The sequence below is a fragment of the Mucilaginibacter glaciei genome, assembly GCF_014773245.1.
GTDB lineage: Bacteria > Bacteroidota > Bacteroidia > Sphingobacteriales > Sphingobacteriaceae > Mucilaginibacter > Mucilaginibacter glaciei.
On the sequence record NZ_JACWMX010000005.1, the window covers coordinates 314,796 to 327,489 of the forward strand.

Annotated in this window: 11 protein-coding genes; 10 read left to right on the forward strand and 1 reads right to left on the reverse strand. The window is 44.2% G+C overall.

What is annotated here, in order from left to right; genetic code table 11:
• The first annotated feature begins 130 nt into the window (after positions 1–130).
• From IDJ76_RS13865 to IDJ76_RS13910, 10 genes are all read left to right on the forward strand, one after another.
• The gene (locus tag IDJ76_RS13865; RefSeq protein ID WP_191163932.1) at positions 131–943 is read left to right on the forward strand and encodes a DUF3108 domain-containing protein; all 813 of its coding nucleotides are present in this window, start codon (positions 131–133) and stop codon (positions 941–943) included.
• 144 nt (positions 944–1,087) lie between these two features.
• On the forward strand, positions 1,088–1,765 hold the full coding sequence (locus IDJ76_RS13870) for a response regulator transcription factor (protein ID WP_191163933.1): 678 nt from the start codon (positions 1,088–1,090) through the stop codon (positions 1,763–1,765).
• Positions 1,766–1,788: 23 nt separating this feature from the next.
• Positions 1,789–3,153, forward strand: a complete 1,365-nt coding sequence (locus IDJ76_RS13875; RefSeq protein WP_191163934.1) for a HAMP domain-containing sensor histidine kinase — start codon at positions 1,789–1,791, stop codon at positions 3,151–3,153.
• Between the two features lie 92 nt (positions 3,154–3,245).
• Positions 3,246–4,520, forward strand: a complete 1,275-nt coding sequence (locus IDJ76_RS13880) for a TolC family protein (RefSeq protein WP_191163935.1) — start codon at positions 3,246–3,248, stop codon at positions 4,518–4,520.
• Between the two features lie 37 nt (positions 4,521–4,557).
• On the forward strand, positions 4,558–5,652 hold the full coding sequence (locus tag IDJ76_RS13885; RefSeq protein WP_191163936.1) for an efflux RND transporter periplasmic adaptor subunit: 1,095 nt from the start codon (positions 4,558–4,560) through the stop codon (positions 5,650–5,652).
• Positions 5,653–5,722: 70 nt separating this feature from the next.
• On the forward strand, positions 5,723–8,860 hold the full coding sequence (locus IDJ76_RS13890) for an efflux RND transporter permease subunit (RefSeq protein ID WP_191163937.1): 3,138 nt from the start codon (positions 5,723–5,725) through the stop codon (positions 8,858–8,860).
• A gap of 134 nt (positions 8,861–8,994) precedes the next feature.
• A complete protein-coding gene (locus tag IDJ76_RS13895; RefSeq protein ID WP_191163938.1) occupies positions 8,995–10,506 on the forward strand; it encodes a cryptochrome/photolyase family protein in 1,512 nt (503 codons plus the stop codon).
• Positions 10,507–10,565: 59 nt separating this feature from the next.
• A complete protein-coding gene (locus IDJ76_RS13900) occupies positions 10,566–10,961 on the forward strand; it encodes a GlcG/HbpS family heme-binding protein (RefSeq protein ID WP_191163939.1) in 396 nt (131 codons plus the stop codon).
• A gap of 157 nt (positions 10,962–11,118) precedes the next feature.
• Positions 11,119–11,640: a hypothetical protein gene (locus tag IDJ76_RS13905; RefSeq protein WP_191163940.1), complete on the forward strand. Its 522-nt coding sequence runs from the start codon at positions 11,119–11,121 to the stop codon at positions 11,638–11,640.
• Between the two features lie 47 nt (positions 11,641–11,687).
• Positions 11,688–12,083: a DoxX family membrane protein gene (locus IDJ76_RS13910; protein ID WP_191163941.1), complete on the forward strand. Its 396-nt coding sequence runs from the start codon at positions 11,688–11,690 to the stop codon at positions 12,081–12,083.
• A 64-nt stretch (positions 12,084–12,147) separates the two neighbouring features.
• Here IDJ76_RS13910 and IDJ76_RS13915 read toward each other — a convergent pair whose 3' ends face one another.
• On the reverse strand, positions 12,148–12,639 hold the full coding sequence (locus IDJ76_RS13915) for a molybdopterin-dependent oxidoreductase (RefSeq protein ID WP_191163942.1): 492 nt from the start codon (positions 12,637–12,639) through the stop codon (positions 12,148–12,150).
• Positions 12,640–12,694: the final 55 nt, after the last annotated feature.

Sequence of the window (12,694 nt, forward strand, 5' to 3'; positions counted from 1 at the left end):
AGGGTGGTATTAAATAATTAAGTCAACCTACTGAATATTACTTTACAGCCGTTGAATTGGTTTTGTGTTGGCCAATGAGTTGACCAGTTTTGAGCTTAAATTAAAAAGTTAAGATTTAAACCCTATCACCATGAAAGTACCTTGTTCTGCAAGCTGGCTTATCCATACCGCACTGGCAACTTTACTGATACTGTCGGGCACAAACATCGCGTCGGCACAGGTAGATACCATCAGGCTTAAAGATCACCGCCTGAACACATCTGCCCTAAAACCAGGCCTGCGCCAATACCTGGTCTACTTCCAGATACCTAAAAGCCCTAAAATATTAAGATACTGGCTTTGGCTGCGCAACACCCAAATAGAAAACCGCAAGGGCCAAAGGGTATTTGTAACCAGCCAGCATTGGTACGGCAGTGATACCATGAGCTATCGTACCGCTTATTCCGTCAACAAAGTGAATGATTTTGCGCCGCTGTATCATTCTGAAACGGTTGCCGGTAAAAACAGATCTTTTAACTGGGGGGCAGACAAAATTGTAAGTGCCGATACCGCCGCAATTAATACTTTGAAAGGTTTCTCTCTTGATTTTACTTCCCCGAATTTTAACTGGAATCTGGATATCGAAACATTTGAAATGCTGCCATTGGCAGCGGGAAAAATATTCGCTATTAATTTTTACGATGCAGGCAGCGGCAAACCCGATTATATCATCTACAAGGTTATCGGCAGCGAAGTGATCACAACCTATGATAATCATCAAGTTGATTGCTGGAAGTTATTTAACGAAAGTGATTACCGCGGGCAGCATGCTACCGAGACCTTTTGGATCAGTAAAAAAGGGCATGAATTTTTAAAGGAAGAGGATGCTTTTCCGGGGGGCTTTCGATACAAGGTAAAGATGCCAGCCGCCTCAAACAGTCTGCTGCCAAGATTTTTAAAGTAAAACAAAGCTTTCTTGAGGTAATTATAAAGCAGGGGGCGGTTTTAAACCGATCCCTACTTTGGTAAGAGGGCTGTTGCAAAACTTAAATGCTATGAATAAAGTTTTAACTTAGCCCTTGCATTGTGTTAAAACAACTTGCTTAATATGGATAGTATTTGCCTGGTTGAGGACGAAGACAAAGTTTCGTCGTTTATTAAAAAGGGACTGAACGAGCATAGTTACGAGGTAGATGTTGCCGACAACGGCGAGGCTGCCCTGGAAATGATCCTGCAAAAGAATTATAACCTGGTAATTATGGATGTAATGCTGCCCGGTATGAGCGGTATTGACCTTTGCCGCCAGGTGCGCAAGCATCAGCCGCAGTTGCCGGTACTAATGTTAAGCGCGCTGGGCACTATCGATGATAAGGTTAACGGCCTGCAGTCGGGCTCTGACGATTACCTGGTGAAACCCTTTCACTTTAATGAGTTGCTGGCCAGGATAGAGGCACTGCTGCGCCGTAAAAAACTGGCCGATGGCGACGACCATATTCTGAGTTTTGGCGGGTTAAAATTAAATACATGGGATAAGACTGCCGAGCGCGAGGGCAAGCAGATCATGCTTACCGCGAAGGAGTATAGCCTGCTGGAGCTATTCATAAAGAACCCCGCCAAGCTCTTGTCACGTGAATATATCATGGAGCGCGTTTGGGGGATAAACTTTGACACGGGTACCAACATGGTTGATGTTTATGTGAACTACTTGCGTAACAAGATCCAAAAGGGGTTTGACAAAAAACTCATCCATACCGTAATTGGTATGGGCTATATTTTAAAAGATTAACCAGCAATTCAATCAACCACTAATTGAAAATAAAAACCCGCCTTTCCCTGTATTTTACCCTGATCAGTTCGGGTGCTTTGTTATTGGTTTTGGTGGCGGTTTACATTGCTGTATTTTCATTTTTTACCGCCGATTTTTATAACCGCCTAACCGACCGTACCAATCTGGCATCAGAACTTTACCTTAAGGCCGATGAGTTGGCGGCCGATTCGATGCTGCAGATCCAGCAACGCTATTTGGAGAAATTACCCGAAGAAGTGATCCGTATTTATGACGACAATAACCTGTCGGCTTTTGATATGAAACACAACATTTACTGGACACAGGATATCATTAACCAGGTACGTAAAGAAGGTTACCTGGAATATGAAGAGGGTAACCGCAAGGTGGTAGGCAAATCATACAAAGACAACCAGGGTAATTTTGTGATACTGGCATCGGCAGTAGATGTTAACTCATCCCGGCGGTTGATCATGCTGGGGAAGATCACCGGCATCCTCTTTATTATTTTCGGAACGGGGCTGTTTTTTGCGGGTCGCATGTTTGCCCAAAAGGCACTTTCGCCGGTGGATAAGATCGTGGCGCAGATCCGCGACATCAGGGCGAGTAATTTGCATTTACGCGTTGGGCAGGTAAAAAGTAAAGACGAGATCTATGAACTGATTGATAACTTTAACCAGTTGCTGGCCCACCTGCAAAACGCTTTCGAGTTACAGCAAACGTTTGTAGCTAATGCATCGCATGAGTTGCGCACCCCCCTTACCAGTATTATGGGCGAGGTGGAAGTGGCGTTAGATAAAAGCCGCGATCAAAACGAATACGAAAGGGTTTTGCGCTCGATAGCTAACGACGGCAGCCGCTTGCAGGAAACCATTACCAGTTTAATGGAGCTGGCACAGGTCGATCTGCATTACACGCAGGCTATATTAAGCCCTATCAGGGTTGATGAGTTGATATGGGAGCTGGATGAGCAATGGGCCAATAAAAAAGGGCCCGGCATGCTGAAGATACAACTGTCCAATTTGCCCGAGGATGAAGAATTGCTTACCATATCTGCCCACAAATCAATGCTATATATTGCGCTGAATAACCTCATAGATAACGCCTTTAAATATTCGGCACCACACCAGGTTATCTTAAATTTTGAGGCGACAGACAGCCACATTAAAATTGCCGTTACAGATGAAGGACCCGGTATTAGTAAGGAGGCAATAGAAAAGATCTTCCGTCCTTTTTACCGCGTTAATAAAGATAAAACCATAGCCGGCAGCGGCATTGGTTTATACATCACCAGTAAGATCATCGAGTTGTTTAAGGGAACCATTGAGGTGATATCCGTACCCGGTAAAGGCAGCACCTTTGTAGTTGAGTTTTTAAAGCAGCAATAGCCCCGCCCAATTCTAATACCTTTCTAATTTGGTTTTAATGCTGGTCTAATGCAGCAATAGTAGTTTTGGTATATCAAATTACTATTGCACCCATGTCAATCAAATATATTCGTTTTATAGGCCTTTTAGCACTGGTGTTTACCGCTGCACGAGGCGCTTACGCCCAACAAACCGATACCCTTAAAATTACTTTTAAAGAGGCCGAGAAAGCCTTTTTAGATAAAAACCTTGACCTGCTTGCATCAAAATATAATGTTGACGCAAGTAAGGCATTAGTACAGCAGGCTAAGCTTTGGGATAACCCGGTTATCAGCACAGATCAAAACATTACCGATGCCAACAAAAAATTCTTTGACCACAGCAATGGCGGCGGGCAGGTGTTTGTACAGATCAGCCAGTTGATTAAAACAGCTGGTAAACGTGGTAAGCAAATCCAGATAGCTAACGACGGCGTAAACATCCAACAGGCACAGTTTAATGATTTGCTGCGTAACCTGCACTTTAACCTGTTGATGGATTTTGCCCAGATAGCCAACCTGATAGACCAGCGCAAAGTTTACCAAACCGAAATAGCATCGGCAACAAACCTGGTTAAGGCCACTCAAAAATCTTATGAGGTAGGTAACAATTCTTTAAAAGATGTGATCCGCCTAAAAGCCTTATTATTTGGTTTAGAGAATGACCTGGTTGAAATAGACCGCCAAATAAATGAACTGCAAGCCGAATTAAAAACGCTGCTTGTAGCCAACGAAACTCAATTTATAGCCCCCCAGATTACGTTTAACAACGTAGACACCACGTTGGATGCCGCGGGACTTGCACTGCAGGCTAAGGCATCCCGTGGTGATTATCTGGCCAACCGTTACCTGTTAGATCAGAACAACCACAACCTGGCTTTGCAAAAGGCCCTGGCAGTGCCAGATGTGACGATTGGTAGTGCTTTCGATCAGCATAGCAGCTATGCCAACAATTATGTTGGTTTACAAATCAGCCTGCCGCTACCTTTATTTAACCGCAACCAGGGTAATATCAAAAATGCCAAATTGGTAGCACAAAGCCAGGAATATACAGTGCAAAGCAGCGAGGTGCAGTTAAAAAACGATGTGTACTCGGCAGTAAACCAATACAGGTTAAGCCAGCAATTGTTAAGCAAAGACCAAACGGACTTTGCCAATAAGTACGATCAGTTATATCGCAGTATGCAGAAAAGCTTCCAGATGAAACAGGTGAACTTGCAGGAGTTTATTGATTTCTTCGATTCGTACCGCGAAACCAAGCTTAAAATATTACAACAACAGCTTAATCTTCAAAAAGCCATTGCCGACCTCAACTTTGCGGTAGGTACAACAGTAATCAACCCACTTTAATCACCCCCGCATTCACTATCAGCACACTAATAGCAAAATGAAAAAGCAAATATTATATATCGCAGTTGCCGTTACAGGCCTTGCATCATGCCAGGAAAAAAAAACAGGCACTATGGAAACCAAACAGGTTTGCGTAAGCGATTCTTTGGAAAAGATGATCAAAATAGATACCGCCAAAACTACTCAGATGAAGGATGAACTGGCGCTATCTGGCGAGGTGTCTTTTGATGAGAACAAAGTGGTTAAGGTATTCCCTTTTACCAGCGGCCAGGTAATGGAAGTAAAGGTTACACTTGGCGATAAGGTGACCAAAGGCCAAACCCTTGCCATATTACGCAGTGCCGATGTTGCCGGCAACTACACCGACCTTACATCGACTAAGGCTGACCTGGCGATTAACAAACGCCAGTTAGAGCAGGCCGAGTACCTGTACAAGAACGGTATCTCGAGCGAGCGCGATTATACCGAGGCTAAAGAGAACTATAATAAAGCGGTAGCAGCCAACGCAAAAGTACGCGACCAGATAGCTATTAACGGCGGCGGTAATACCAGCGCGAGCGGGTCATTGGTTATAAAAGCACCCGGCGATGGTTATATTGTAGAGAAGAACATTACGGCAGGCAACTTTATCCGCCCGGATAACAGCAGCAGTTTGTTCACGATATCAAACATGAAGGATGTCTGGATCTGGGCTAACGTTTTCGAAAGCGATATCTCCAAAGTAAAAAAAGGTTATGCTGCCAAGATCACCACATTGGCTTATCCGGATAAGGTATTTACCGGCAAGGTTGATGAAATAAGCAGTGTGCTTGACCCGGATAATAAGGTAATGAAAGTGCGCATATCGTTAAATAATAATGACATGCTGCTAAAACCCGAAATGTTTACCAACGTGGTTATCTCTAACGAGGAGGGATCAACATCGGTAGCTATCCCGCAAACTGCGGTGGTGTTTGATAACAGCAAAAGCTTTGTAGTGGTGTACAACAGTAAATGTAACCTGCAGGTGCGCGAAGTAAGCCCTATAAAAACGGTAGATAGCATTACCTACATATCAAGCGGTTTAAAACCCGGCGATAAGGTGATCTCAAAAAGCCAGCTGTTATTATACAACGCATTAACCCAAGAATAAGCTGTTTAATACACCCTGTTTAACTAACTGAAATTTTCAGTCCCGGTACTAAGTACTATTATCTAAAAACATGAACAAGCTAATTAAAAATATCATACACTTCTCGCTCCGGCACCGGGCGATGGTGTTCTTTATGACTGCGGTGCTGGCTGTATTGGGCGTCTGGAGCTACTTGAATACCCCTATAGAGACGTTTCCTGACGTTACCAATACGCAAATTATCATTATTGCCCAATGGCCCGGCCGCAGTGCCGAGGAGGTAGAAAAAATGGTGACCATACCAATGGAAACCGTTTTAAATTCAGTTCAAAAGAAAGCCAACCTCCGTACTACGTCATCCTTCGGCTTGTCGTACATCCGTATCATATTTGATGATAACGTTGATGATGCCTTTGCGCGCCAGCAGGTATTGAGCCGCTTACAAAATGCCGATTTGCCCGATGGTATCAAACCGGAAGTAGAGCCGCCTTACGGTCCAACCGGCGAAATTTACCGCTACACCCTCCGCAGCAAAACTAAAAGCCTGCACGAACTTACAGCTATACAGGACTGGGTGCTCGACCGTCAGTTTAAGGCTATCCCAGGTGTTGCCGATGTGAACAGCTTTGGTGGCGAAGAGAAAACTTACGAAGTAAGCGTTAACCCGTTACTGCTGCGTAAATACAATTTGACCTCACTGGATGTTTTTAGTGCTATTAACCGCAGTAATATTAACGTGGGCGGCGATATTATTGAAAAGAACGACCAGGCTTATATTGTGCGTGGTATCGGTTTGATCAATAACATTAGCGAGATAGAGAATATCATCATTAAAAATGTAAATAACGTACCTATCCTGGCCCGTAACGTGGCCGATATTAAAGAAAGCGGACTACCCCGGTTAGGCCAGGTTGGGCGCGATAAGGATAATGATGTTATAGAAGGTATTGTGGTAATGCGTAAGGACGAAAACCCTGCCGACGTATTGACAAAAATACGCGCCAAGGTTGCCGACCTGAACGATAATATATTACCTAAGGATGTTAAGCTGGATACATTTTATGACCGTACCAACCTGATGGAGTTTTGTACCGAAACGGTTATTCATAACCTGTTAGAGGGTATTGTACTGGTAACCGTTATCGTATTCCTGTTCATGGCCGATTGGCGGACAACCCTTGTGGTAGCCATTATTATTCCGCTGGCGTTATTGTTTGCCTTTATATGTATGCGTATAAAGGGTATGACAGCCAACTTACTCTCGATGGGGGCGGTAGATTTTGGGATTATCATAGATGGGGCCGTGGTAATGGTGGAGGGGATCTTTGTTGCCCTTGACCATAAGGCCAAAGAAGTAGGCATGCAAAAGTTTAACGGCCTGGCCAAGCTGGGTTTGTTTAAGAATGTAGGTGCAGAAATGGGTAAAGCTATCTTCTTTTCCAAGCTGATCATTATCACCTGTTTGATCCCCATCTTCGCATTCCAGAAGGTAGAGGGTAAAATGTTCTCGCCATTAGCATATACATTAGGCTTTGCCTTATTAGGAGCCTTGCTGTTCACGCTTACCTTGGTGCCGGCCTTGTCAAGCATCCTGCTGCGTAAAAACGTGAGGGAAAAGCATAACCCGGTGGTTATATTCTTTGAGAATGGCATTCGTAAGATGTTCACCTTTACCTACCGTAAGCAAAAGCTGAGCCTGACGATATCTATTATTTTCATGATCTTAACCTTTATATCGGCCAAGTTTTTAGGTACGGAGTTTTTACCACAGCTGAATGAGGGCGCGCTTTGGGTATCGGCACAATTACCGATGAGTACATCTTTAGAAAGTTCGGTAAATGTTACCAACAAAATGCGCCAGGTGTTGTCAACCTTTCCCGAAGTAAAACAAACCCTATCGCAGGTGGGCCGTACCAATGACGGTACCGACCCTAAAGGTTTCTTTAACGTACAGATCCAGGTAGATCTGTTACCCAAAAAACAATGGAAACGCAACATTACCCAGGAGCAATTGATTGCGGAGATCGATAAAAAGTTGAGCCAGTTCCCGGGGATTATATTCAATTACTCGCAGCCTATTATTGATAATGTTGCCGAGGCGGTGGCCGGGGTGCCTGCATCAATGGCGGTAAAGATCTTCGGCCCCGATTTTAGAACGCTCGATACCAAGGCAAATGCGGTAATGGGTATCTTGAAGAATATCAAGGGTGTTGAAGATCTGGGTGTGTTGAGGAATCTCGGACAGCCGGAATTTAGGATCGAATTAGATCAGCGAAAAATGGCCTTATATGGGGTAACTACTGCAGATGCCAACTCGGTAATTGAAATGGCCATAGGCGGTAAGGCTGCAACGCAGTTGTATGAGGGTGAGCGTAAGTTCGATATCCGGATCCGTTACCAGAAACAGTTCCGCGATACGCAGGATAAGATCGAAAACCTAATGGTGCCAACTTTAAGTGGTTCTAAAATATCTATCAAAGAGATCTCGACCATATCTACCTTAACCGGGCCTGCATTTATCTACCGGGATAACAACATGCGTTACATTGCCGTTAAATTTAGTGTACGTGGCCGCGATTTAGGTAGTACCATTGCCGAAGCGCAACAAAAGGTAGGTGCAGCTGTAAAGTTAGACCAGGGGTATTCCTTTACCTGGAACGGCGAGTTTGAGAACCAGATCCGTGCTTCAAATACGCTGGCACGTGTGGTACCTATCTGTTTGCTGGTTATCTTCCTGATCTTGTACACTACGTTTGGTAATGCTAAAGATGCCATATTGGTTATTCTCAACGTACCGTTCGCCCTGATAGGAGGTATTCTTGCCTTGCACATCACAGGCATTAACTTTAGTATCTCGGCTGGTATCGGTTTCATCGCCCTGTTTGGGGTCTGTATCCAGAACGGCGTGATACTGATCTCGGTGTTCCGCAAGAACCTGGAAGAAGGCAAGGGGCTGGATGAGGCTTTATTAACCGGTGTCATATCACGTGTACGCCCCGTGGTGATGACCGCCCTGATGGCCGCTATCGGTTTAATGCCGGCAGCTATATCAACAGGTATCGGGTCAGAAACACAAAAGCCGCTGGCTATAGTAGTGATAGGCGGTTTAGTTACCTCCACCATACTAACGTTGCTTATCCTGCCGGTAATTTATGCGATGGTTTACAGGTTCATTCACAAAAGAGAGAACAGGAAATTACTAAAGAATATTGGAGCTATAAACGCTTAAAATATTACTGCATGTTTTAGTGTGCGTGCAGTGAAAGGGGAGTGTGTTGTTTTACAGCACCTCCCTTTTTTTATGACTTTGATTTTTCAATAGCAGTTGGCAAACAACAAGCGATTAGATGCTGTTTACCCTGCATGGATGCAAACAGCGTAACCTTTATATTTCCCCACCAATTATTTGAGCAGCATCCTGCGGTCAAAAAAGATCGCCGGGTTTATTTGATAGAAGAAACGCTGTTTTTCAACCTCTATAAATTCCATAAAAAGAAGTTGGTGCTGCATCGTGCATCCATGAAATGCTATGCAGATCATTTGAGGTGGCAAGGCATCGACGTTACCTATATTGAGGCGACTGATCAATTGTGCGATGTACGCAAGTTAGTTACGCAGCTGGCAGCGGAAGGGGTAACGAGTATCCACTACGCACATGTGGCAGACGACTGGCTGGAGAAGCGGCTTGACAGCGCCTGTGCGAAACACAATATCCAATTAGGGGTATACCGCAGCCCCAACTGGCTCAATAGTGCCGATGACGTTGCAGACTATTTCGATAAAAGGAAAACCTACTTCCAGACGGACTTTTATACAGATCAACGCAAAAAGCGGAAGATTTTATTAGAGAAAGATAATAAACCATTAGGCGGTAAGTGGACTTACGATAGCGAGAACAGGCTCCGATTCCCTAAGACTGGGATAGTGCCTGTTTTGGATGTGCCGCCAAAAAATAAGTATGTAACGGATGCCGCGCAATGGGTAGATGAGCACTATCCGGACAACTACGGGTCCACAGGCTCGCCGTTTGGTAACCTGGGTGGTTTTTATCCTGTAAGTTATAAGGAAGCCGGTCAATGGCTGGATGATTTTTTGCGGCAGCGGTTCCAGAATTTTGGCATCTATGAGGACGCAATGGTAAGCAGCGAAAGCTTTTTATATCACTCGGTACTTACACCCATGCTAAATATCGGGCTGCTTAACCCCGCTCAGATAATTGACAGGGCATTAGCGTATGCCTCAGAAAATGATGTGCCGCTCAACTCATTGGAGGGTTTTTTGAGGCAGGTAATGGGTTGGCGCGAGTTTATCCATATTGTTTACCGGCGCGAGGGTGTAAAACAACGCACCAAAAATTACTGGGGCTTTAAACGCAAAATACCCTACTCCTTTTGGAAAGGCCAAACCGGTATTGCACCTGTCGATATGGTGATCAAAAAAGTATTGGCTACCGGCTACAGTCACCATATTGAACGCCTGATGGTAATGGGTAATTTTATGCTGCTTTGCGAATTTGACCCCAACGAAGTTTATCGTTGGTTTATGGAAATGTACGTGGATGCCTATGACTGGGTAATGGTGCCCAACACCTACGGTATGACCCAGTTTGCCGATGGCGGCCTGATGACAACCAAACCCTACATCAGCGGCAGTAATTACCTGATAAAAATGGGCGACTGGCCAAAAGGCGGCTGGCAGCAAACCTGGGACGGCTTATTCTGGCGGTTTATGCACGTACACCGTAATTTCTTTTTACAAAACCCACGTTTAGGTATGCTGGTAAAAACCTTTGATAAAATGCCGATTGACAAGCAGGAAAAACACCTTGCCGTGGCAAATGATTTTTTAAAGGCATTAGATACACAGGAGCTATAAATATCAAAAACATCAGCCTTGCTATGGTGTTGCTATACAAATAAACTAAACTAAATTTTATGAGTGTTACATTAGAGCAGGCAGAAAAACTGTCTGAAGCGGCGAAAGCCAAAGCAAAGGAAATTGGCGTAGCCATGAACATAGCAATTGTTGATGAGGGTGCAAACCTGGTATCGTTTCACCGTATGGATAACGCTTGGTTGGGCTCTGTCGATATATCGATAAAGAAAGCTAAAACAGCCCGTTTCTTTGACATGAACAGCGGAGAAATTGGCAAGCTATCACAACCGGGTGGTCCCTTATACAACATCGAACACTCTAACGGCGGGCTCATTAGCTTCCCCGGTGGTGTGGTGTTAAAAGAAGGTGATAAAATTGTTGGTGCCATCGGCGTATCCGGCGGTTCTGTAGAGCAGGACCACGAAGTTGCTTCGGCAGGTGCAAGCGCATTATAATTAATATTAATGAACGCCCGGGGATATTATTTATTCCCGGGCTTTGTTTTTTCAAAAAAAAGCGCCATAATCGTCATTTTGGTTTTAAATTTATGAGGATAACTATCAATTGCTTTGCTATTTTCGTGCAGTGGTTATGTTTGAACTCCAATATATAATGAAAAAACTTTTACTATTCCTTTTCGTCCTACTTTCTCTCCATACATTTGCCCAACACAAACGCGAGGATACCGACCCGTATGGCACAAAGGCGTTAAGTTTTGGCCCCGAAGTAAATATCCCCAACAGCAGCATATTTAAGGTAGGTTATGGCGTTTCCGGTAAAGCAGTTTGGCCTGTAGGCGATTATTTTGGTGTTAATGCTACAGCCAGCTACAACCGGTTTTTCCTGAAAGACAGATACCTGACACCTTTTAACACAGGTGCGAATGTTTTTGTGCCGGTTAAAGTAGGTATGACATTTTTTTGGGATGAGCACATTTATGCCAATGGCAACGTTGGTGCTGTAAAGCAATTGAATTATAGTAAGGAAACTAATGTGGCCTATGATTTTGGCTTTGGTTACCTACTGCCTATAAAGGGGCGCAGCAACCTGGATATTGGTTTCAGGTATGAGCGTTGGGCAAAAACATTAATGCGCGAATCTGTATTGCGTGTGGCTTATAGCTTTGACTGGTAGATTACCGTTTCTCATTTGCTTAAACAGAAATTAAATAAGTATCTGCCTTGAAAATAACCCTATTAGTATCGCGCATTTTACTTGGATTACTTTACCTGGTTTTTGGGTTGGATTACTTTTTTCATTTTATACCCTACCAACCGCCGTTGCATACCGGGGCTGCTGGGATATTTAAAACCGGGCTTTTTGCGGCAGGCTATTTTTACCCCATGCAAAAAACGGTACAGGTACTGGGCGGGTTGTCTTTGCTGATTAACCGTTACCCTGCTTTTTCGGCAGTAGTATTATTCCCCATTAGCTTGAATGTATTTTTGTTCCATACCCTGCTCGATCCTTCGGGCTGGTTAATGGGTGTATTTTTATTGGTGCCTAATTTGTTGTTAGGCTACGGGTATCGCAATTACTATGCAGGTATGTTTACCGCTAAACCCATCGCGTCTTAACAGGTAATAAGTTCGCTATTTTCTAATATAAAGCAGCAAAGAATTAGCCGGTGCCTTTATGAACTTAGAGCTTTTTAGCGGTAAGTACATCAATACTTATTACCCGCATAGCACTGCGAGCAGGCTTTTTATCTCGGGGTATAATTAAGCGGTAGGGGCCAATGTTGGCACCAAGGTCTTCGCCATCCTGTTTGTTAGCCAGTATGATCACCTGGTCGGTATAAGCGGGGTCAATTTCCGGCAGTGCTACCACCACCTGGTAGCCATCGGCGGCGCTAACCAATAAGTACTTAGTTAATAATTTCCCTTTAAGCTGATTGTTGGGTACCGCCCCGGCTTTAGTTAATATATCATATAAGGCCACGCCTGTGTACTCATGCTCAAGGCCATCTTTAGCTTTTGCCTTTACACTTACCGGCTTCATTCCGGCAAAGGTAGCAGCCGTTATTTTAAACGGATTCGCTACATCGCCGCCAACGGCAACTTCAGCATTTTGTGCACTCGCCGTTACCGCGAAATACGAAACCAGGCAAATTAACGCAAGTAGTTTTTTCATGCCCCTAATATCTGAATTTACAATTCGGTTTTGCAAAGTAATAAATTATCAATGC